The following is a 22,472-nucleotide window of genomic DNA, read 5'->3' on the forward strand; positions in this document are numbered from 1 at the left end:
GGAAACCATGGACACCATCCAGGGAACGGGGCAGCGGACGCGCGAACGGCTCGCCGGCCTCGAAGCGGGCCACGGGCCGGTGCTGGTGCTCGGTGCACCCGGGACGGGGAAGAGCACGGCATTGCTCGACGTCGTCACGCGGCGCCTGGAGGCCGGCCTGCCCCCGGAGGCCCTGTTGGTCATCGCCCCCTCGCGGACCGCAGCGGCAGAGCTGCGGGACCGTCTCTCGGCGGCAACGGACACGACCTTTTCCGAACCGGCAGTGCGCACCTGGGCCGCCTACGCCTTCGACCTCATCCGCCGTGCCCGGCTGCAGGGCTTCCTCCCCGCAGTCGAGCGCCCACCCCGCCTGCTCTCCGGCCCCGAACAGGACACCCTGATCGCCCAGCTGCTTGCCGGCCACGCGGCGGGCATCACCGCAGGGCCGGACTGGCCCGATGCGCTGGGCGAAGCCATCGGCACCCGGGGGTTCCGCAAGGAGATCCGCGAGCTCTTCGACCGGCTCGCCGAATACGGCCTCGAGGCCGGGGACCTGCAGGAGCTGGGCGAACGGTGCCTGCGCCCGGAATGGAGCGCGTCGGCCACGCTCTACCAGGAATACCGGGATCTGCTGGACCTGGGCAGCAACGAGGCCTTCGACCCGGCGGGGCTGATCACCGCCGCCGCGGACCTGCTCGAGGACCACCCCGACCTGCTGGCCGGGGAACAGGACCGGATCACCTGGGTGGTGGTCGATGACCTGCAGGAGGCCAACCCGGCCCAGCATCGCCTGCTCGGCTTACTCGCCGGCGGCCGGGACCTGCTCGCCTTCGCCTCCCCGGACAACGCAGTGCAGGGGTTCCGCGGTGCCCGACCGGATTTGCTGGGTCGATTCGATGCCTCTTTCGGAACGGACCGGAACCCGGTGCAGGTGATGGAGCTGGACACCTCCTGGAGGATGCCGGCGGACATCCGCGCCGCGTGGGCACGCGTTGCGGCCCGCATCCCGGTGGCCACCGGCGGTGCCGGCCGGCGCCTGCTGGCACCAGGGGAGGAACCAGACCCGGGAGTCGTGGAGGTCCACCTGGTCGAATCCCCCGTCCACGAACTGCGCCTGACCACCCAACGCATCCTGGAGGAGCACCTGATGCGGGGCCGGCCGATGGACCAGATGGCCGTCGTGGTGCGCAACGGCGGACAGGTCGCTGCCATCTCCCGGCATCTGGCGGCCCAGGGGATTCCCGTGAACGTCCCCCAAGCCGAGGTCCCGCTGCGTGAGGAACCGGCAGTGAGGCCCCTGCTCACCCTCCTGCGGCTGGGGCTTGCAGCTCGGCCGCAGGATGCGGCGAAGACCTCCGATGACGCCGACTCTGACACCACCGGAGCGTGGATGCCGGAAGCCGGAACCGTGGAGGCGCTGCTCTCCTCGCGCTACGGTGCCTCCACGGCACTGGACGTCCGGCGGCTGCGCCAGGTGTTGCGCCGCCGGGAACGGGTGGCAGGAGGCCGCAGGTCCAGCACCGAGCTGCTCCGGGTCATCTTCGCCGAACCTGCCCTGCTCGCAGGCCTGGGGCGTGAGGGCCGCGGGGCCGAGCGCCTGGCCCGCATGCTCGAGGCGTTGCGCGCCGAACTGGAGCTGCCCACCGCCAATGCCGAGACGGCGCTCTGGGCCTTGTGGTCCGCCTCGGGCATGGAATCCAGATGGAAACAGGCGGCCCTCGACGGTGGCGCAGCCGGTGCCCGGGCCGACCATGACCTCGACGCCATGATGGCCCTGTTCCAGGCCGCGGAACGCTTCGTCGACCAACTACCCGGCGCCACAGTCTCCCAATTCGCCGACCACGTGCTGAGCCAGGAACTGCCCATGGACACCCTCGCCTCGCGCGGCGGCGGCACGGCATCGGTCGCCGTGACCACTCCCGCCGGGGCAGTCGGCCACGCCTGGGACCTGGTCCTGGTCCCCGGCCTGCAGGAGGGGATCTGGCCGAACACCCGACTGCGCGGGGAACTGCTGGGCAGCAGCGCACTGGCCGACGTCATCGAACACGGACCCGCGATCCTGCGCCAGCGCGATCCCGCCACCCGGCTGCGCGCCACCCGCGCCGACGAACTGCGGACCTTCGCCAGCGCCGTCTCCCGGGCCCGCGAAACGCTGGTCTGCATCGGCGTCGCCTCGGAAGACCACCAGCCCTCCCAATTCCTGGACCTGGTCCTGCCATGGACCGACCAGGAGCGCCCGCGGCCGCTCACCGTCGTCCCCCGTGAACGGACCCTGTCCTCGCTGGTGGCGCTGCTGCGCCAACGCCTCGAGGACGCCATCACCGTCCCCGAACTCCACGACACGGCCCAGGACGCCGCGGCGGTCCTGGCCCGGCTCGCAGACCAACCCCAACGCGTTCGCGGGGCGGCGACCTCCGACTGGTGGGGCCTGCTGCCGGCCAGCACCGATGCGCCGGTCAACCCGCCCGGCGAACCAGTGCGCGTCTCACCCTCCCGCGTGCAGGCTGCCCTGGAATCCCCGCTGGACTGGTTCGTCCAGGCAGCCGGTGGCGAACCGGCCACCGACCTGGCCCGCAGCCTGGGCACCCTGGTCCACGCCATCGCCGAGGACCTGCCCGCGGCCACCGGCAACGAATACCTGCAGGAGCTGGACAAGCGGTGGCCCGACCTTGACCTGCCGCCGAACTGGGAAACCGCCAAGGACCACGAACGGGCCGACACCATGCTGCGCAAACTCGCCCAATACTCGCTGCTGATGCGCAGCCACGACCGGACCCTGCTGGCCCGCGAGCGGGCCTTCGACGTCGAGATCGCCGACGCCGACCTCACCGTGCGGCTGCGCGGGGTCATCGACCGGCTGGAAGTCGATGCCGACGGACGTGCCTTCGTGGTCGACCTCAAGACCGGGAAATCGGCCCCCACCAAGGCCGACGTCGAGCGCAACCCCCAGCTGGGCAGCTACCAGGCAGCCGTCATCGCCGGCGCCCTCGGCACCGAGCTGCCCAGCACGCCGGGGGGAGCGGCCCTGGTACAACTGGGAACAACGACGAAAAGCCCGGGGGAGCAGGCCCAGGATCCGGTCGGAGACGAGGACTGGGCCACGCCCATGGTGCTGGGGGCGGCGCGCCTGATGGCCGGAAACTCCTTCAACACCCGCCACGACCCCTCCAAGGCCGGACGCAACGGCAGCGGCTGCCGCCTGCCCTCGGTCTGCCCACTGTGCGAGGAAGGACGGCAGGTCACCGAATGACCGACCACGACCACACACCCCAGCAGCCGGACACCGACGTCGAGGCGAACGCGACGCCCCTGCGGCGCTACACCCCCGACGAACTCGCCGAGATCCTCGGGCAGCACCAGCCGACCGCCGAGCAATCGGCCATCATCTCCTCCCCGCTGGCCCCGATGCTCGTCATCGCCGGAGCCGGTTCCGGGAAAACGGCCACCATGGCCGACCGGGTCGTCTGGCTCGTCGCCAACGGCCACGTCAGACCCGACGAGATCCTTGGAGTCACCTTCACCCGCAAGGCGGCCGGCGAACTGGCGCAGCGGATCCGCACGCAGCTGGCCCGGCTGGCAGACAGCGGGATCCTGCCGGCGGCCGAAGACGATGCCCCCCTGGAACCGGCAGTGTCGACCTACCATTCCTACGCCAACACCCTGGTGCAGGACCATGGACTGCGCATCGGCGTCGAATCGGACATCACACTGCTCGGCAGCGCCCAGGCCTGGCAACTCTCCCTCACCGTCGTCCAGGAATACGACGGCGAACACGAGCACCTCAGGGCCGCGAAATCCACGCTGGTTGACGCCGTCGTGCAGTTCGCCGGGGAATGCGCCGAACACCTTGTGGACCCGGTGGACGCCCGCGACCACGTCCTGGCAGAAGTGGACCGGCTGGCGGGCCTGCCCTACCGCATCGGCAAGACCACGCCACCGGCGCAGAAGGCCCTGCAACTGCTGGACAAGCTGCGCACCCGCGCCACCGTGGCGGAACTGGCGGTCAGGTACGCCCGGGCCAAGGCCGAACGCAACGTCCTGGACTATGGCGACCTCGTGGCCCTGGCGGCGCGCATCGCCCGCACGGTCCCGGCAGCGGGCGAAGCCGAACGCGGGCGCTTCAAAGTCGTGCTCCTGGACGAATTCCAGGACACCTCCCATGCCCAAATGGTCCTGTTTTCCTGCCTGTATGCCGGAGGACACGCCGTCACCGCCGTCGGGGACCCCAACCAGTCCATCTACGGGTTCCGCGGCGCCTCCGCCGGACAGCTTTTCCGTTTTCCCCAGGAGTTCCCCGCGAGGGGCCCCGGGGGAACCCCCGTGCCCTCAACCGTCGCCTTCCTCACCACCGCGTGGCGCAACTCGGCCAACGTGCTGGAGGCCGCCAATGCGGTATCGGCCCGGCTGAACCGTGTGGACCCGAACCGCGCCTCCCATGCCATCGGCGTGCCGCCGCTGGCCCAGAGTCCCTTCACCGGGACGGGGAGGGTCGAACTCGCCCGGCTGGCCACCAGCGCCGACGAGGCAGATGCCCTGGCCAGGCGCCTGCTCGCAGCGCGCGGCTCCTTCATGGCCGAACACCACCGGGCACCGACCATGGCCGTGTTGTGCCGGACGCGCTCCGCCCTCGGCGGCATCGCCGAGGCACTGGGCCGCCACGGCATTCCCCACGAAATCGTGGGCCTGGGGGGACTGCTGGCCATGCCGGAGATCGTCGACGTGGTCGCCACCCTGCGGGTGCTGGTGGACCCGCTGCGATCGGACGCGCTGCTGCGCCTGCTCGCCGGAGCACGGTGGAGGATCGGCCCGGCGGACCTCATGGCCTTCGCCGACTGGTCGCGTTTCCTGGCCCGACGCCGGGAAGCTGCCATCCGGGAAGCCCGTGACGTGGACACCACCACCACCGACACCGCCGCCGAGGAAGCGGTGGCCGAGGCCCGCAGCGAACTCGCCGAGGAAGCCAGCCTCATCGAAGCCCTCGACCGGCTGCCACCCGTTGACTGGACGTCCTCAGCCGGGCGGCGGCTCACACCCACCGCGCTGGATCGGCTCCGGCGCCTGCAGGCCGAAGTCCGCTACCTGCGCAGCTTCGCCGACGACGACCTGTCCACCCTGCTGCACGAGGTCGAGCGCACCCTCATGATCGACATCGAAGTCGCGGCGAAACCCGGGGCCAACATCCACTCGGCCCGCCGCCACCTGGACGCCTTCGCCGACGTCGCTGCCGGATATGCGGACACCGACCTGGGGGCTGACCTTGGCGGATTCCTGACCTGGCTTGACGCGGCCGCCGCCAAGGAAGGCGGCCTGGAAGTGGTGCAACAGGAGGCGAACCCGGAGGCCGTCCAGTTGCTGACCATCCACGCTTCCAAGGGCCTGGAGTGGGATGTCGTGGCGATCCCGGGGATGAACGAGTCGATCTTTCCCTCCTCCACCGATTCCCGCTGGACGAAGGAGGACGGCTCCTTGCCGTGGCCGTTGCGCGGGGACCGGAACGATCTTCCGCAGTGGGACACCGACCAGCCCAGCCTCTCCGAAGCCGTCGACGCGGAGGCCGTCTTCCGTTCCGACGTGCTGGCCCACGGTGAGGACGAGGAACGCCGGCTCGCCTACGTGGCGCTGACCCGTGCCAAGGACCTGCTGCTGTGTTCCGGGACCGTGTGGACCGGATCCCGCTCCAAGCCCACGGCGCCGTCGGTCTTCCTGCGGGAACTGCTGGCCCTGGCCGAGGGGCCGACACCCCACGCAGTCATCGCCACGTGGTGTGAAGAGGAGGACGCCCCGGAGCAGAACCCGTTCCGTGAGGACCCGCTGGAATCGAGCTGGCCCTATGATCCCCTGGAAGGCCCCACCATCGTGCGGGCCGGCGTCGAACAACCAAAACCGGCAGGACGCCGGGATCGGCTCGAAGCAGCAGCCGCCGCAACCAACCGGCAGCTCGCATTGCGCCATCCGCCTGGCGATCCGCTGCCCCCACCCGACGGGCCGGCGCCGGTGTCCACCGGGGCCGGGCGGGCCTGGGACCACGAAGCCGGCCTGCTGCTGGCGGCCAGGCGCCAACGTGAGGCCTCACGGGATGCCCAGGTGACACCCGAACACGTCAGGGCCTCCCTGTTCGTGGACCTGGCCACCCAGGCGGAGCAGGTCCTCGAACAAATCAGACGCCCCGTTCCGCGGCGTCCGGGGGTTGCCGCCCGCAAGGGCACTGCCTTCCACGCCTGGGTGGAGGAACACTACGGTTCGACCGGCATGCTCGATCTGGGCGAATTTCCCGGAGCTGCCGATTCCCATGTCGATGACCAGTACGGGCTCGAGGAGATGAAGGCCGAATTCCTGTCCTCGGAATGGGCGCAACGACAACCGGCCTTCGTCGAGGTCCCGCTCGAGACACGGGTGGGGCCGGTCAACGTCAGGGGCCGCATCGACGCCGTCTTCAAGGACACCGACGCAAAGGGGCGGACCGTGTGGACGCTCGTGGACTGGAAGACGGGCCGGGTCCCGACGGGGCGCGATCTGGAAGCGAAGTCGCTGCAGTTGGCCGTCTACCGGCTCGGGTGGGCGCGGCTGCAGTCGATCCCCGTGGACACTGTCGAGGCGGCGTTCTACTACGTCGGCCAGGGAACGACGATCCGGCCCGACCGGCTGGCGGACGAGGCCGAATTGGAGGCCCTGGTCACCGGATCGTTCGCCGGAACGAAGGGCGGCTAGGGCTGCTGGCGGTCGGCTTCCGTGGCAGGACGGGCGTCCCCACCCTCGGGATCGAGGACGATCAGCGGGAGGGCGTCCGTTTCATCCCCGGACGGTTCCGGGGCATCGCTGGCCTGCTCGGAGGCGACATCGATGTCACGGAGAAACGCCGGTTCATCGTCGTCGCCCGCCGTGCCCGCTGTGGTGTCAGCCGCGGCGTCCGCATGGTCGGGGTCTTCATCCGGGACCTTGTCCTCTGCGACGGCGGGCTCGTCCTGGGCGGTGGCGGGCGCATGATCGGGCAGCGGCGGCTGATCGGCCGGATCGGTGGCCGCTACGGTGTCGTCGCCGGTGGGGGAGGGCTCGTCGTCGGCGGGTCCCCAATGGGACACTGCGGCGCCCGGGGCCTGGGGAGACGATGTGGGATGCGGTGGAACAGCGGTCCCGCCGGCTGGTCCCTCGTGCTGCCCGGCTGCGGCGTCCTGGTCCGCCTCCTGTGCCTCGAGCGTGGTGTCGTCCCCGTGGCCGGGGTCTGCCTCGTCCGCGGGGGCGGGCTCGGGGATCGGCTGGCCGTTGATGTCCATGCGCGGGGGTTCCACGATGCTGATGGGCTGGCCACCGAATTCGGCAATGTCGGCGTCCAGATCGCGGAGCATCTGCTCGCCCTCGGCGATGCGTTCGGCGTCGTTGGTCGCCAGTCCGCGGGTGAACCACTGGGCCAGGGCGAATTCCGCTGCCAGGGCGGCACGGCGCATGATGTGGGGGTCGGCCAGTTCGCCGCGGGAGGCCGTGTAGGCCTCGATGACCGTGTCGGTGAAGGACTGTTCATGGGCAGCAGCGAGCCAGGCGAAGTCATCGGCGGGGTCCCCGATGCGCAGGTCCGTCCAACCGGTCACTGCGGCTACCGTGCCGTGCTCGAGCAGGAGGTTCTCCTCGTGCAGGTCGCCATGGACCACGCGCGGGTTGAACCGCCACAGTGCGATGTCCTCCAGGGCATGTTCCCAGCGGCGCAGCAGCCGCGGCGGAATCCGTCCCGTCGTGGCCGACTGGTCCAGTTCGTTGAGCCGGCGCTGGCGGAACTCCTCGGCCGTGTAGACCGGCAGATCGGCCCGATCGACCAGTTCCTCGGGCAGGGCATGGATCGCGGCGATCACATGGCCGATGTCGGAGGCGGTCGAACCGCCGGCCGCGACCAGGTCCTCCAGGTCCATCACGGCACCGGGAAGGTGGTTGTAGACGAAGGTGCGCAGGCTGCCCTGGCGTACGGTCCCCGCAACGGAAGGCAGGCGGAACGGCAGGGCGGCGCGGATGCCCGGGGTGAAGGAACGCAGGGCCGTCAGTTCGGTTTCCAACCGCATGCTGGATTCCTCGTGCCGGGGGGAGCGGACCCGCCACCGGTTCTCCTGCGCGTCGAGGATCAGCGCGGAATCAAAGTCGTCGGGATCATCCGGGATGCCTGCGACGCCGACCGGGGTCAGCCCGGGCACCGCCGCGGTCGCAATGGCGGCCAGTTCCATGGGAGATCGTTTCACGTACCCAACCGTAAGCCGCCAAGGCCCCGGTGGCCACGTGGCCCGGGCGGCGAGTCGCCGGAAACACCCAACCCTGCCAGTCAACGCACAGGCACCGGTCAGGTCATGTGGCGGAACATGAGCCATCCAGCACCCACGGCGCGGCGCATCCACTCCACACCACGATCCCCCGGTGTGCGGTCCCCGGGGCAACCTCAGTACGGTAGGACCATGACATTTCGCCAGGACCACCATGCCGCGCCGTCTTCCGACTACCCGCTGCTGGGGGAACTGCCGCTGGCCAGGACCGGGGTGGACCGCGGTTGCGAACGTCGGATGGACGACGCCTGGCTGCCGTCGTTGATGCACGACGACGGAACCCGGCTCCTGCTGTTGTCCCAGGGCCGGGCGCCGGTGCGTGACGGCGCGCTGGTGCTGTCGGGCCCCGCGGATGTCCCGCCCGGCTCCCAACTGGTCTACCTGGGCCGCTCGGCCGGCCACGAAATCGTCCTGGCCGTCGTCCAGGAGGCCCCCGAGCTGCCGGGAGCCGACTGGCTCGGCCTGCGCGATGTCGCCGCAGGACTATCGGCCCTGGACGCAGGACTGTTCGTCGAGGCGGTGGCCATTGCGAACTGGCACGCCCACCACACGCATTGCCCCCGGTGCGGGTCACCGACCGACATCGTGCACAGCGGCTGGGTCAGGGTCTGCCCCCGCGATGCCTCACAGCACTTCCCCCGCACCGACCCGGCCATCATCGTGGCCATCACCGATGACCAGGACCGGCTGCTGCTCGGTGCCAACGCCCAGTGGGGCGGACGCCGCTATTCCACCTTGGCCGGTTTCGTGGAGCCCGGTGAATCACTGGAGGAGGCGGTCGTGCGCGAGGTGGGTGAGGAAGCGGGCATCCGGGTGGCCTCCACCCGCTACGCCGGGTCCCAACCGTGGCCGTTTCCCTGTTCGCTGATGCTCGGATTCACAGCGCAAGCCGAGTCCACCGCCGTCGTCCCCGACGGCGAGGAGATCATCGACCTGCGCTGGTTCACGCGGGAGGAGCTGGGCCGGGACATCGTCGAGGGCACCATCGGTGTCCCCTCCGGCGTCTCGATCTCCAGCGCCCTCATCGAACACTGGTACGGTGGGCCGCTGCCCGAACCGCGCCACCTGGAGAACTGAACGCATGACCACATTGGAAGAGCGCATCCTCGGCGGCCTCGACGAGGAACAGCGCACCGTCGCGACCACCCTGAACGGCCCGCTGTGCGTACTGGCAGGTGCCGGAACCGGAAAGACCCGGGCCATCACCCACCGCATCGCCTACGGGGTGCACACCGCCGTGTACAAGCCCAACCAGGTCCTCGCGGTCACCTTCACCTCCCGGGCCGCCAGCGAGATGCGCACGCGTCTGCGGGACCTGGAGGCCGGGGGAGTGCAGGCCCGCACCTTCCACGCTGCGGCGCTGCGCCAACTGCAGTACTTCTGGCCGCAGGCCATCGGCGGGCAGCTGCCAGCCATCGTGGACCACAAGGCCCAGCTCGTGGCCGAGGCGGCCCGCAGGCTGCGCATCACCACCGATCGGGCGGCCATCCGCGACATGGCAGCGGAGATCGAATGGGCCAAGGTCTCCATGCTGACCCCCGAAGGCTACGTGGCGGCCGCCGCCGGCCGTGCGGAGCCGGCGGGATTGGACGTGCGCACCGTCGCCCGGCTCTTCCAGTCCTATGAGGACGTCAAATCCGATCGCCACGTGATCGATTTCGAGGATGTCCTGCTGCTCACCGTCGGCATCCTGGACGAGGATCCGCGCGTTGCCGCCTCGGTCCGCGAACAGTACCGGCACTTCGTGGTCGACGAGTACCAGGACGTTTCGCCGCTGCAACAGCGGCTGCTGGATTTGTGGCTGGGAGGACGCGAGGAACTCTGCGTGGTGGGCGACGCCAGCCAGACCATCTACTCGTTCACCGGGGCCACTCCGTCGCATCTGCTCAATTTCACGGCCGCCCACCCGCAGGCACCGGTCGTCCGGCTGGTGCGCGACTACCGCTCCACGCCCCAGGTGGTGAACCTGGCCAACCGGCTGCTCTCCTCCCGGCGCCTGGAACCCGGCGTGGCGGAACGCGATGTGCAGTGGGCGGAACCATTGGAACTGCTGGCCCAGCGGGAAACCGGCCCCGAACCCGAATTCACCGAATGCAGCGATGACGAGGCCGAGGCAGCACATGTGGCCCGCCGGATCCGCTCCCTCCTGGACGACGGCGTGGCCGCCGCCCAGATCGCCGTCCTGTTCCGCACCAATGGACAGTCCCAGGCCTACGAACAGGCCCTCGCGGCAGAGGGCATCGGCTACCAGCTCCGTGGTGGGGAACGCTTCTTCCAGCGACGCGAAGTGAGGGACGCGATCCTGGCCCTGCGTGCAGCCTCTCGACAACCGGCTGACGATGCCGTCCCGCAACTGTGCCGCGACGTGCTGGCGTCGCTTGGGTACGCCGCGCAGGCCCCGGCCGCCGGGGGAGCCGTCCGCGAACGCTGGGAATCCCTCTCTGCACTCGTCGCCCTCGCCGATGAACTGGCCGTGGCACGTGCGGACCGGGAGAGCCCCTTCACCTTGCTGGAATTCGTTGCGGAACTCGACGAACGTGCCGCCACACAGCATGCCCCGACGGTCCAGGGCGTCACCCTGGCATCACTGCATTCAGCCAAGGGCCTGGAATGGGATGCCGTGTTCCTGGTGGGCCTGAGCGAGGGGCTGATGCCCATCTCCTTCGCAGAGGACCAGGGCGACTACGACGAGGAGCGCCGCTTGCTGTACGTGGGCATCACCCGTGCCCGCAAGCATCTGTCGCTGAGCTGGTCGACTGCCCGCACTCCCGGTGGGCGGGCCAGCCGGCGCCCCTCGCGTTTCCTGGATCAGCTTCGCCCGCAATCTTCCAGCCGGGTGGCGGCCAAGACGCCGGGCGGGGGTGTCAGGCGCCGCAAGGCCGCAACACCGCCGACCTGCCGTGTCTGCGGATCACTGCTCGGTAGTGCTGCCGAACGAAAGCTGGGCCGCTGCCTGGACTGCCCGTCGACGTATGACGAGGCGGTCTACGAGTCGTTGCGCGATTGGCGGTTGAACACCGCACGTGAGGCAGAGGTCCCGGCGTTCGTCATCTTCACGGACGCCACGTTGATGGCCATCGCCGAGGCCATGCCTGATTCACCCACGTCATTGTCCAAGGTCTCCGGTGTCGGGGCGGCCAAGCTTGAACGCTACGGCAAGGACGTGCTGGACATCCTCGGAGCAGGCTCCTCCCCGGCGTGAGCCAACCCCGCTTCAGGCGGCAGGCACCAGGCAGGTGCAGCCAGGCAGCGGTTCGATCGGGACCCGGTCGATTCCGCCGGTCGACAGATCCACGGTCAGGACGGCATCTGCCGCGGCCGGGACGTTGACACCGTCCAGGAGCATCATGACCTGCAGGGCCGCCAGCCCCGCAGCAGTGGTCGACAGGGCCAACTCTGCCGTCGAGCTTCCGGCGCGCGGCCGTCCGGTGGCCCGGGAGCCGCGCACGGTGCGGCCTGTTCGTGCCTGTGCACAATCCAGGCAGGTCGTCAGCCCCGGGATGACCAGCGGGCCGATGCGGGCAGAAGCCGGATCGAAGACCACCGGCAGATGCGGCACCCGGGTGGAGGCAAGATGGTTCAGCAGCTGGTCCGGCAGGGCATCGCAGGCCGTCACCACACTGACATGAGCGCCCAGTCCTTCCCCGTCAGGGCCCGGAGTCCATCGTGCCAGCCGGGTCCGTGGCCAGGAGTTCCCCAAACGGTGTGCGAGGGCCACCGTGCGTGGTTTGCCCAGATCGGCCAGCCGCAGGGGGCCGGTCCCGATGTCACCGGCCCCGACCGGCAGGTCGTCGTGGAGGTGCAGCGCGCCCACGCCCGAGGCGGCCAACAGTGCAGCAATGGCCTGTCCGCAACGCCCCAGGCCCCACACCCTGACCATCGCCGTGCTGCGCGCACGCAGGAGTTGCCCCGCAGGTGTGCCGTAGGCGGTCGAATAGGCATTGACGTCCGGCACCAGGGTCGCCCCGAGTGCGCCGGGAAGCCTGAAGGGGTCTTCCACGACCGGTGCCAGCCAGGCCAGCAACTCATCTTTGCGGCTGGGGCCCGGCCAGGGTCGGGTCGTGTCGCGGGGTTCACCCGGTGCCGTCGGTTCATCGGCCAGTGATCTGATGAACTGCTGGTCCGTGGCCGAGAGCCCGGATATCCACAGGCCGTCGTCGGGTCCTCCGATGCGGAGGGTGTCCTCGGATACGCTGACGACCTGAAGGCCAGGGATGATGCGCATGTTCGCCTCCGAATAGTGGGAGCCGGAAGGGTTCCGGTGGAGATATCCTGACAGGTCGGAACCGCCGGGATCCCGGTATCCACAGGATTCGGTGGGCGGGTGGCCTCCGGGCCGTTGACGAGGAAAGAGGAAGCAGATGCCCCAGCAACCGACAGAGCGCTCGGTGGTCACCGCCGACGGAATCGCGGTGCGGGTCCTGCGTTCGACCCGTCGGCGCCGCACGGTCTCCGGCGTGTGGAAGAACGGCGCAGTGGTGATTTCGGTCCCGTCGACGCTGAGTCTTCGGCAGGAAGACGAATGGATCGATCGCATGGTCCCGGACATCCTGGCCCGGCGGGCGCGCGCCATGGACCGTTTCGGGGAGAATGCCGACGACGAGTTGATGCAACGCGCCGGAATGCTGAACCGCAAGTACCTGGAGGGTCGGGCCGAGCCATTGTCGGTTCGTTGGGTCTCGAACCAGCGGACCCGGTGGGGTTCGGCATCGCCGGGATCGGGTTCGATCCGTTTGAATTGCCAGTTGCAGGCAATGCCGGGGTGGGTCCAGGACTACATCCTGGTCCACGAACTCGCGCACCTCATTGCCGACGACGGCCACGGCCCGGAATTCAAGGCGCTCGAGGGTCGCTACGAGCGCCGGGCGGAAGCCAAGGCCTATCTGGCCGGCGTCAGCTTTGGCATGGCACGCCCGTCGGGCAACGGAGTTCGTCCTGACGAGGATGACGGCGGGGAACGCGAAGAGGACCCGTGGTGGGAAGACACCGCCGCCGGCTGGGGCCCCTGACACAGGGACCCCAGCCGGCGGGCGGATACCAGGGCGTCGCGGCGGGAACTACTCAGTTGTTGCGACTCAGCGCGGGTCCCCGGACCCATCGGGGGTGCCGTCTTCATCGCCCGGCTCATCGGGCGAGGTCCCTTCGGCGGCATCTTCCGCTGCTGGATCTGCAGGGTCATCGTATCCGCCGTCGAGCAGGCGGTTCAGCGCCGCATCCAATTCGCCGTCGGAGGCCTCGGCCAGGGCCCGGCGAGCCGAAAACCCCTCGGGATCATCCAGATCCTCGGTGCCCGGCATCAGGTCGGGATGCTGCCAAATGGCATCGCGGCCCTCGAGGCCACGTTCGTCCTTCAACAGCGACCACAGCTTGGCTGCGTCGCGCAGGCGCCGGGGCCGCAATTCCAGGCCGACCAACGACGCGAAGGCCTGTTCGGCCGGTCCGCCGGTAGCCCGGCGGCGGCGCACCGTTTCGCGGAGGGCTGCCGCGGAGGGGAGATTGGCGGCGGCCTCGGCGACGACCTCGTCGACCCAGCCCTCGATGAGGGCCAGCGCCGTCTCGAGCTTTGCCAGGGCGGCCTCCTGGGCCGGGGTGCGCTGGGGCATGAAGAGCCCCTCGGTGACGGCGCCCTGGAAGGATTCCGGGTTCGACGGATCGATGTCCCGTACCGCTTCCTCGATCCGTGACATGTCGATGTGGATGCCCCGGGCGTAGTCTTCGATGGCCCCGAGTACGTGGGACTGGAGCCACGGCACCCGGTGGAACAACCGGGCATGCGCCGACTCACGCAGCGCCGCAAAGAGGAGGACCTCCTGCTCCGGGACGTCGAGGCCTTCGCCGAAGGCGGTGATGTTGGCCGGGACCAATGCCGGTGCCTCCGAGGTCAAGGGGATCCCGATGTCGGTGGAGCCCAGCACGTCCTTGGCCAATCCGCCGACGGCGGTACCCAGCTGCAGGCCGAACATGGCCCCGCCGAGGTTTTGGAACATGCCCTGGGCCGAGCCCAGCATGGCCTTCATCTCCTCGGGAACCTGGTCACGCATGGCGGTGCTGATCGCCTGGGACACGCTGACGGCCACCGGTTCGGTCAGTTTCTTCCACCGCGGCAAGGTCTTCTCCACCCATTGGGCCCTCGAATACGCCGAGAAACCGGCCGGTGATGCATCAAAGGTCGTCGCCTGGTCAAGCCACATGTCGGCCAGGCGGCCCGCGTCGCCGATCGCGGCAGCGCGTGCCGTGGTCACGCTCGGATCGTCGCCGGCGGCTGCCTGGCGGGCTGAATCCTGGGCCAGTTTCCAATTGACCGGGCTGCCGTCGCCGGAGGACATGGCCCCCATCATGGCTTGCATCTGGCCCATCATGGCCTGCATGGCTGCAGGATCGGAAGGCATGCCCATGGCCCCCAGCTGCCGTTGCAGGTCGGAGGTGTCCATGCCCTCGGGGAGCTGGCCGCCGAAGAGGTTGGACAACATCTCGGCGAAGGGGTCCTGGCGCCCGGATTCGTCCGGGTCGTCTGAGCCGTCGGGGCGGTTGTTCGGGGGGTTCTCAGCCATGCATCCACGGTAACCCCGGCCGATGGGCAGACCCTATGGATTCTCCGGGAGGTTCGCTGTCGGCACAGCGGAAGCGGGCGGGCACCTTGTACCCTTGGGGAGATCGAATGCGCACCGGCCCTGCGGGTCGGCGAAAGCCGGAAGGAAACGTAGCCACGGTGACCCCATCGCAGGACCCCCAGGAGAATGACGGCGGAGATCCGCAGTCCCCGCCCATGTCCCGTCCCCGTCGTCCACAGCGTCGGCTCATCACCGCCACCGCCCTGGCCGTCATCCTGGGTTTCGTGGCCCTGGCCGTGCCCACCCCCTACATCGTGGAGGTTCCGGGCCCTGCGCTGAACACGTTGGGGTCGGTGAACGACCAGAAGCTCATCTCCGTCGATGGGCATGAGTCCTACCCGGCCGATGGCTCCCTGGACATGACGACGATCTACATGCTCGGCGGCGCCCAGACCCGCATCCCGTTCATCCGGGTGCTCCAGGCCTGGGCCAATCCGCACGAGGACGTCTACCCGGAAGAGGCCCTGTATCCCCGCGGTGCGACAGACGAACAGATCAGCGACCAGAACGCCGCGGAAATGGATGATTCGCAGCAGAACTCGATAGCTGCCGCCCTGGGCAGCCTGGATATCCACTACACGCAAGAGCTGCGGGTGGTTGGATTGGCCACCGGAACCAACAAGGGTGTGCTGAGGACCGACGACGTCCTGAAGAAGATCGATGGAAAGCCGATCACCGATCTGGACATGCTCAAGGCGGCGCTGCGCCAGGACAAGAAGGGGACGCCCGAGCTGACGGTCCTCCGGGCCGGCAAGGCCAAGGACGTGCGGGCGAAGACCTCCATGTCGGACGACGGCCAACCCCAACTCGGCATCTACCTCGGAAACCACTTCACCTTTCCCTTCGACGTGAAGTTCGGGCTGTCCAACGTCGGGGGTCCCAGCGCCGGAATGATGCTGGCCTTGGGCATCATCGACACGCTGACCGAGGGGGACATGACCGGCGGCAAGTCGTTTGCCGGAACCGGGACCATAGATCCCGACGGAAAAGTCGGTCCGATCGGCGGCATTGCCCAAAAGCTCGTGGGGGCGCAGAAGGGGGGAGCCGAGTACTTCCTGGCTCCCGCCGACAACTGTGCCGAGGTCGTCGGACGTGTCCCCGATGGCCTCACGGTCATCAAGGTCTCGACCCTGGACCAGGCCAGGAAAGCGGTTGAATCCATCGGTTCGGGAGCGGATCCGGGCAGCTTGCCGGCATGTTCCTAGGGGGCGGCCCGGTCCGCCGTTGACGGCAATGAGACACCGGCGTTCGCGACTTGACCTGACTCAAGGCAGAATGGAGCCAGTGCCTCTCTCTCATGAGGGGTACCCAGTCGCTCGTACTGACAATGAGGTTTGATAAGTGAGTTTCGGTCCTGACAACCCGTTCGGCCGGCGCCCCCAAGGGCCCGGAGACAACGGCGGAGGCCAGCGAGCCGCCGCTTCCCCCAGGAAATCGTCGCCCTTGGTGCCGACCATCGTCATCATAGGCATCCTGGTGGCCGCGTTCATCTTCTTCGCGAACATCTACGCCGATGTGCTCTGGTTCAACCAGACAGGTTATGCCGAGGTGTTCTGGACCGAACTCCTGACCAAGGTCATCGTCTTCGTGATCGCCTTCGTCGTCATGGCTGGTGCCATCTGGGCGAGTTTGCAAGTGGCGTTCAAGTCACGGCCGGTCTATGCGCCGGACCTTCAGGCACCGGATAACATCTCGCGCTACCAGGCGCAGTTGGAGCCCATCAGGCGGCTGCTCATGTGGGGCATCCCGCTGGTCATCGGGGCGTTTGCCGCCACCGCTGTCGCGTCGCAGTGGAAGACCGTGCTGCTGTTCATCCACCAGGTGCCTTTCGGTGAAGTGGATCCGCAGTTCCACAAGGACCTGTCGTTCTACATGAACTCAATGCCCTTCTATGGCCTGTTGGTGGGCTACCTCATCAGCGTCGTGTTGATCGCCGGAATTGCCGGACTGTTGACCCACTACCTCTACGGCGGCATTCGCATCCAGGAACGCGGCGGGGTGACCATTTCGCGGCCGGCCCGACTGCACGTGAGCATCGCGGCTGCCTTGTTCCTGGTCCTCCAGGGCGCGAATTTCTGGCTCGACAGGTACAACACGCTGGAGAACCAGGGCGGACGCGTCGCCGGCGCCCTGTACACGGACGTCCATGCCGTCATCCCGACCAAGACGATCCTGGTGGTTGCAGCGCTCATCGTCGCGGTGCTCTTCGTGGTCGGAGCCATCATGGGGCGGTGGAAGCTTCCGCTGGTGGGTACAGCCATGCTCGTCGTCACGGCGCTGGTCGCCGGTGGCATCTATCCGATGCTCGTCCAGCAATTCCAGGTCGTGCCCTCGGAGAAGACCCTCGAGAAGCCCTACATACAGAACAACATCGACATGACCCGCAAGGCCTATGGGCTCGACCACGTGGAGGCGAGCCCCTACAACGCGACGGTGGACACCGCCAAGAATGCGTTGGCCAAGGACAAGGCCACCACGACCAACATCCGTTTGCTGGACCCGGATCTGGTGTCTGATTCCTTCGCACAGCTCCAGCAGTTCCGCACGTATTACAAGTTTGCTCCGACCTTGAACGTCGACCGCTACACGGTCGACGGCAAGACGGAGGACACCGTCATCGCCGTCCGTGAGGTGAACGTCGACCCGACGGACAGCTGGGTCAACCAGCACGTGACCTACACCCACGGCTATGGCGTGGTTGCCGCGTATGGCTCCAAGGTCGCCGCAGGCGGCCGCCCTGACTTCATGCTGCAGGGCATCCCGACGGAGGGCGTACTGGGAAGTGATGCGACCTACGAACCGCGCATCTACTTCGGCGAGTTCTCCCCCCAGTATTCGGTGGTGGGCGGACCCGAGGGGTGGAGTCCCCGGGAGCTTGACCGCCCCTCCGACAAGTCGGGGGAAGGCGACGCCAAGACCACGTTCGAAGGCAACGGCGGACCGCAGGTCGGCAACTTCTTCAACCGCCTGGTCTACTCGCTGAAGTTCAGCTCGACAGACCTGCTGCTGTCCGACGCGATCAACAACGAATCCCAGATCCTCTATGACCGCGGTCCCAAGGAACGCGTTGAAAAGGTGGCCCCCTACCTCACGGTGGATTCGAACACCTACCCCGCCATCGTCGATGGCCGGGTGAAGTGGATCGTGGACGCATACACCACCAACGACTCCTTCCCGTATTCGACCGCCCAGCAGCTGGATACGGCAGTACGAGATTCGCTCACCGGTGAGAACCGGACGAATGCCCTCTCCGGCAAGGTGAACTACATCCGCAACTCGGTGAAGGCCACGGTCGACGCCTACGACGGTTCGGTCGACCTGTACGCGTGGGAGCCGGACGAGCCGCTGCTGCAGGCGTGGCAGAAGGTCTTCCCGGCAACGGTGAAGCCGATGTCGGAAATGTCAGGTGAACTGATGAGCCACGTGCGGTACCCGGAGGACCTGTTCAAGGTCCAGCGGACCCTGTTGGGGGAGTACCACGTGACGGACCCCGATGACTTCTACGAGTCAAACGACGCCTGGGTCGTCCCCAACGACCCGACCAAGTCGCAGACCCCGGTTCCACAGCCGCCGTACTACCTCTCGCTGCGGATGCCCAAACAGGAGAGCGAGACGTTTTCGCTGACGAGTACCTTCATCCCGAAGACCAGCTCGGGTAGCCAGCAGCGAAACGTCCTCTACGGCTTCCTGTCCGCCGAGGCCGACGCCGGCAACAAGGCAGGGGTCAAGGCCGACGGCTATGGCACGCTGCGGTTGCTTGAGTTGCCGCGCAGCACTGTGGTCCCCGGCCCCGGCCAGGCCCAGCAGAACTTCGACTCCAACACGACGGTTTCAACCCAGTTGAACCTGCTGCGTTCCGGTGCCTCGAAGGTCATCAACGGCAACCTGCTCTCCCTGCCGGTCGGTGGCGGCATCCTGTACGTCCAGCCGGTCTACGTCCAATCGACCGGTGAGACCTCGTACCCGACACTGCGAAAGGTGCTGGTGTCCTTCGGAAACAAGGTCGGTTTCGCCGACACGCTCGCCGAGGCGCTCGACCAGTTGTTCGACGGGTCCTCCGGGGCGGAAACCAACGAAGGCGATGCCGGCAAGACGTCCGACAAGCCAGGTTCCACGGCACCGGCAAGTGCCGAGCAGGAGCTCAAGGAGGCCCTGGCGGCCGCCGACGCGGCCATCAAGGCGGGCCAGGAGGCGCTGGCCAAGGGCGACTTCGCCACCTATGGCAACGAGCAGAAGAAGCTCAGCGATGCGCTGGACAAGGCGCTCGGTGCGGAAAGTGAGATCTCCGGAGACCCGGCCCAGGGCAAGGACACCTCCTCCGATTCCCCGGTACCCGGCCAGGACGGGTCGGCTCCGGCTGACAATTCGAACGGATAGCCCACGCACTGTGGTGTTGGGCCAGGGCGGTGGTGTCGGCAGTGATCTGCACGACACCGCCGCCCCTCGATTTGAGGTTCGGCACCGAAAATGCGATGCTTGTAGCACGCCGCGGGGTGGAGCAGTTCGGTAGCTCGCCGGGCTCATAACCCGGAGGTCGCAAGTTCAAATCTTGCCCCCGCAACGAAGGAAATGTCCCGGTCGATGGAAACGTCGACCGGGACATTTTGCGTATCCGCCAACTTTTGACTCAAATGCTTTGACCTCCTACTAAATACTTGCAAGGCCTAGTACTATCGTGTCCAGTCATTCCTTCCGAGAGGACCAACTGGTGAACCAGGCAACCCGCACGCCACCCTCAGGCACCCAGAGCCGCTGGGTGCGCTTCGGCATCTACGCCGGGGGAGCCGTAGTGCTTCTGGCGCTCCTGGTGCTGGGTGCCCGGTGGCTGACTGGAACGGGGCCGGGTGCCGATTTCATGGCCGACTACCCAGGCCACGTGCCACTGCCGCCATCAGCGCCCGTGGGGTTGCCTGCCTGGTTGGGGTGGCAGCATTTCCTCAACGCATTCTTCCTGGTGTTGATGGTCCAGACGGGCTGGAAGGTGCGCACCACCCAACGCCCCGCGGCCCATTGGGTCCGGAACAACAAGGGCCTGCTGAAGACCAAAAAGGCGCCGAAACGCATCAGCCTGGATCTGTGGCTGCACCTGAGCCTCGACGTTCTCTGGGTCGTCAATGGACTCGTGTTCCTCGTTCTGCTCTTCACCACGGGGCAGTGGCGTCGCATCGTCCCCACCAGCTGGGACATCGTCCCCAACGCCGTGTCGGCCGGTCTGCAATACCTGTCGCTGAACTGGCCGCTGGAAAACGGCTGGGTCAACTACAACAGCCTGCAACTGCTGACGTATTTCCTGACCGTCTTCATCGCGGCACCGCTGGCCATCATCACGGGACTGCGGATGTCCTCCATCTGGCCGTCGAAGGCAAAGAAGCTCAATCGCGTCTACCCGATCGAAGCCGCCCGTGCCGTGCATTTCCCGGTCATGCTCTATTTCGTGCTCTTCGTCATCGCCCACGTGACGCTGGTGCTGAGCACCGGGGCGCTGCGAAACCTCAACCACATGTTCGCTGCACGCGATGCCCAGGGTTGGCTCGGATTCGTCATCTTCGCCATTGCCGTAGTGGTCATGGTGGGCGCCTCGCTGCTGGCCCGCCCGATTTTTGTCGGCCCCATCGCCTCGCTCATGGGCAAGGTGAGCCGCTAGAGAACCAACTTTCCGGACCACCGACGCGTCCGGATACCGCTATCGAGCCCCAACGGGGCCGAAAGGACAAGCATGTTCGAGCTCAACGACGAGCAGCAGGCAATGGTCGAGATGGTCCGAGACTTCGCGACCGAACAGATCGCCCCCCATGCGGACCGATGGGACCAGGAGCATTACTTTCCCCTCGATGTCCTGCGACAGGCGGGAGAACTGGGCATGGGGGCCATCTACGCCAGGGAAGACCATGGCGGATCGGGATTGTCCCGCAGCGATGCCGTGCTGATCTTCGAGGAGCTGGCACGGGCCTGCCCGACCATCGCCGCGTATATCTCCATCCACAACATGGTCGCGTGGATGATCGATTCCTTCGGCAACGAGTCCCAGCGGGAGCAATGGCTGCCCGGCATGGCGACGATGAATGAATTGGGCAGCTATTGCCTCACCGAGCCGGGCGCCGGATCGGATGCCGCGGCCTTGGCAACCCGAGCCGTCCGCGACGGCGACGAGTACGTGCTCAATGGAACCAAGCAGTTCATTTCCGCTGCGGGCGCAGCGACCTACTACCTGGTGATGGCCCGCACGGCCGATACCGGAAGCCGGGGCATCTCCGCGATCGTCGTCCCGGCGGGCACCGAGGGTCTGGGCTTCGGCGCCCTGGAAAAGAAGATGGGCTGGAACGCACAGCCGACCCGCCAGGTGATCTTCTCCGACGTGCGGGTTCCGGTGGCGAACCTCCTGGGGGAGGAGGGCGATGGCTTCGGCATTGCCATGAAGGGCCTCAACGGCGGTCGGCTGAACATCGGGGCGTGTTCGCTCGGTGGGGGCCAGACAGCCTTGAACAAGGCGGCTGCCTATCTGAAGGAAAGGCGCGCGTTTGGCGGTGCCCTGATCAACCAGCAGGCGCTGCTGTTCGAGCTCGCCGACATGGAAACGAAGCTGGTGACGGCCCGTACGCTTCTCTGGCGTGCCGCGGCCGCCTTGGATGACGGTGCCGATGATGCCCTGAAGCTTTGCGCCATGGCCAAACGAGTTGCCACCGATGCCGGATTCGAAGCGGCGAATTCGGCGATCCAATTGCACGGCGGGTACGGATACCTGAGCGAGTATGGGCTGGAGAAGATCGCGCGAGACCTTCGTGTCCACCAGATCCTCGAGGGAAGCAATGAGATCATGCGGCTGATCATTGGCCGGATGATCGCCGAACGTTAGCCTGCCGCATTCCTCGATTTTGGGTGGTCTCCACTTTCGTGTAGAGTCTTATCTCGCGACGCGGGGTGGAGCAGTTCGGTAGCTCGCCGGGCTCATAACCCGGAGGTCACAGGTTCAAATCCTGTCCCCGCAACGAGAAAAGAACCCCTGACTAGGCATTACGCCGAGTCAGGGGTTCTTTGTTATTGCTCGGATCTGGGCTGATCCAGCGTTTACCCAGTCTTTTGCCTCAGTGCAGGAACTTGGTCATCAGGTACGGATCCTGCGGTTGCTCGTCGTATTCGTGCAGCGCGTATCCTGCGGCCGAGTAGAAGGCCCGGACCGAGGCCAAGTCGTCGCTTTCATCGGGCAGAATGACCACTAAGGTAACGCCGTTGGCTGTGGCGTCCGCTTCGAAAGCGGTTAGCAGTGCCCGAGCCACGCCTTTTCGCCGGGCACTCGTGGTCACGAAAAGAAGCGAAAGGTACGAGCAGTTCCACGAACGGGGCTTGTCTCTGAAACCTGCCAGTTGCTGCCAGCATCCCGATTTGTGGTTGCCGGCGATCCAGCCCACTATCGCTTCGCCGTCGACGGCGACGAATTCGACTTTCAATTCCTGGTAGGGGCGTCGTAGTTCTGCGGCCTCCTCGAAATTCCAATCCTGGATCAGGTCGGCGATGGCTGGGTGGTCTGCGATGATGGCTGGCCGGATGATCATGGTCTGATGTTGCCCTAACTTGGTGAGTCGGTGCG

At 67.3% G+C, this 22,472-nt stretch carries 13 protein-coding genes and 2 tRNA genes; 11 read left to right on the plus strand and 4 right to left on the minus strand.

Annotated features, from left to right (window positions below):
• The first annotated feature begins 7 nt into the window (after positions 1-7).
• Positions 8-3,229, plus strand: a complete 3,222-nt coding sequence (locus tag ACN0TP_RS02940) for an ATP-dependent helicase (protein WP_417216374.1) — start codon at positions 8-10, stop codon at positions 3,227-3,229.
• Positions 3,226-6,687 (plus strand): UvrD-helicase domain-containing protein, encoded by a 3,462-nt coding sequence (locus tag ACN0TP_RS02945; RefSeq protein WP_417216376.1) that lies wholly within the window; start codon positions 3,226-3,228, stop codon positions 6,685-6,687. The genes ACN0TP_RS02940 and ACN0TP_RS02945 overlap by 4 nt, the downstream gene beginning before the upstream one ends.
• On the opposite strand, the gene ACN0TP_RS02950 is transcribed toward ACN0TP_RS02945, so the two are convergent.
• Entirely contained in the window at positions 6,684-8,198 is a 1,515-nt protein-coding gene (locus ACN0TP_RS02950; RefSeq protein WP_417216379.1) for a phosphotransferase, read from the minus strand. The two genes, ACN0TP_RS02945 and ACN0TP_RS02950, sit on opposite strands and share 4 nt — an antisense overlap.
• 210 nt (positions 8,199-8,408) lie before the next feature.
• Between ACN0TP_RS02950 and nudC the strand changes: the two genes are divergently transcribed.
• The gene (gene nudC / locus ACN0TP_RS02955) at positions 8,409-9,353 is read left to right on the plus strand and encodes an NAD(+) diphosphatase (RefSeq protein WP_417216382.1); all 945 of its coding nucleotides are present in this window, start codon (positions 8,409-8,411) and stop codon (positions 9,351-9,353) included.
• Between the two features lie 4 nt (positions 9,354-9,357).
• Positions 9,358-11,478, plus strand: a complete 2,121-nt coding sequence (locus tag ACN0TP_RS02960; protein ID WP_417216384.1) for an ATP-dependent DNA helicase UvrD2 — start codon at positions 9,358-9,360, stop codon at positions 11,476-11,478.
• Between the two features lie 12 nt (positions 11,479-11,490).
• Here the strand turns inward: ACN0TP_RS02960 and ACN0TP_RS02965 are convergent, their stop codons facing one another.
• Entirely contained in the window at positions 11,491-12,501 is a 1,011-nt protein-coding gene (locus ACN0TP_RS02965) for a TOMM precursor leader peptide-binding protein (protein ID WP_417216386.1), read from the minus strand.
• Between the two features lie 136 nt (positions 12,502-12,637).
• On the opposite strand from ACN0TP_RS02965, the gene ACN0TP_RS02970 reads away from it, so the two are divergent.
• Positions 12,638-13,285, plus strand: coding sequence for a M48 family metallopeptidase (locus ACN0TP_RS02970; RefSeq protein ID WP_417216389.1), 648 nt, complete (start codon positions 12,638-12,640; stop codon positions 13,283-13,285).
• 66 nt (positions 13,286-13,351) lie between these two features.
• Here ACN0TP_RS02970 and ACN0TP_RS02975 read toward each other — a convergent pair whose 3' ends face one another.
• A complete protein-coding gene (locus tag ACN0TP_RS02975; RefSeq protein ID WP_417216391.1) occupies positions 13,352-14,827 on the minus strand; it encodes a zinc-dependent metalloprotease in 1,476 nt (491 codons plus the stop codon).
• Between the two features lie 158 nt (positions 14,828-14,985).
• On the opposite strand from ACN0TP_RS02975, the gene ACN0TP_RS02980 reads away from it, so the two are divergent.
• The 6 genes from ACN0TP_RS02980 to ACN0TP_RS03005 all read left to right on the plus strand — a co-directional run bounded on the left by ACN0TP_RS02980 (position 14,986) and on the right by ACN0TP_RS03005 (position 21,873).
• Entirely contained in the window at positions 14,986-16,092 is a 1,107-nt protein-coding gene (locus tag ACN0TP_RS02980) for a PDZ domain-containing protein (RefSeq protein ID WP_417216394.1), read from the plus strand.
• A gap of 241 nt (positions 16,093-16,333) precedes the next feature.
• Entirely contained in the window at positions 16,334-19,264 is a 2,931-nt protein-coding gene (locus ACN0TP_RS02985; RefSeq protein WP_417216512.1) for a UPF0182 family protein, read from the plus strand.
• Between the two features lie 110 nt (positions 19,265-19,374).
• Positions 19,375-19,448, plus strand: a tRNA-Met gene (locus ACN0TP_RS02990).
• Between the two features lie 147 nt (positions 19,449-19,595).
• A complete protein-coding gene (locus tag ACN0TP_RS02995) occupies positions 19,596-20,531 on the plus strand; it encodes a cytochrome b/b6 domain-containing protein (protein ID WP_417216397.1) in 936 nt (311 codons plus the stop codon).
• Between the two features lie 72 nt (positions 20,532-20,603).
• Complete coding sequence (locus tag ACN0TP_RS03000; protein WP_417216398.1) at positions 20,604-21,740, plus strand: acyl-CoA dehydrogenase family protein; 1,137 nt, start codon at positions 20,604-20,606, stop codon at positions 21,738-21,740.
• A gap of 59 nt (positions 21,741-21,799) precedes the next feature.
• Positions 21,800-21,873, plus strand: a tRNA-Met gene (locus tag ACN0TP_RS03005).
• A gap of 96 nt (positions 21,874-21,969) precedes the next feature.
• Here ACN0TP_RS03005 and ACN0TP_RS03010 read toward each other — a convergent pair.
• Positions 21,970-22,437: a GNAT family N-acetyltransferase gene (locus ACN0TP_RS03010; RefSeq protein WP_417216401.1), complete on the minus strand. Its 468-nt coding sequence runs from the start codon at positions 22,435-22,437 to the stop codon at positions 21,970-21,972.
• Between the last annotated feature and the right edge of the window lie 35 nt (positions 22,438-22,472).

The sequence above is a fragment of the Arthrobacter sp. genome (assembly GCF_048266065.1).
In the GTDB taxonomy this organism is placed as follows: Bacteria; Actinomycetota; Actinomycetes; order Actinomycetales; family Micrococcaceae; genus Arthrobacter_H.

What these genes read in the sequence shown, in the direction of transcription:
- ACN0TP_RS02940 (WP_417216374.1), top strand. Translation starts at nt 8, where the DNA reads ATGGACACCATCCAGGGAACGGGGCAGCGGACGCGCGAACGGCTCGCC.
- ACN0TP_RS02945 (WP_417216376.1), top strand. Translation starts at nt 3,226, where the DNA reads ATGACCGACCACGACCACACACCCCAGCAGCCGGACACCGACGTCGAG.
- nudC (WP_417216382.1), top strand. Translation starts at nt 8,409, where the DNA reads ATGACATTTCGCCAGGACCACCATGCCGCGCCGTCTTCCGACTACCCG.
- ACN0TP_RS02960 (WP_417216384.1), top strand. Translation starts at nt 9,358, where the DNA reads ATGACCACATTGGAAGAGCGCATCCTCGGCGGCCTCGACGAGGAACAG.
- ACN0TP_RS02965 (WP_417216386.1), bottom strand. Translation starts at nt 12,501, where the DNA reads ATGCGCATCATCCCTGGCCTTCAGGTCGTCAGCGTATCCGAGGACACC.
- ACN0TP_RS02970 (WP_417216389.1), top strand. Translation starts at nt 12,638, where the DNA reads ATGCCCCAGCAACCGACAGAGCGCTCGGTGGTCACCGCCGACGGAATC.
- ACN0TP_RS02975 (WP_417216391.1), bottom strand. Translation starts at nt 14,827, where the DNA reads ATGGCTGAGAACCCCCCGAACAACCGCCCCGACGGCTCAGACGACCCG.
- ACN0TP_RS03000 (WP_417216398.1), top strand. Translation starts at nt 20,604, where the DNA reads ATGTTCGAGCTCAACGACGAGCAGCAGGCAATGGTCGAGATGGTCCGA.
- ACN0TP_RS03010 (WP_417216401.1), bottom strand. Translation starts at nt 22,437, where the DNA reads ATGATCATCCGGCCAGCCATCATCGCAGACCACCCAGCCATCGCCGAC.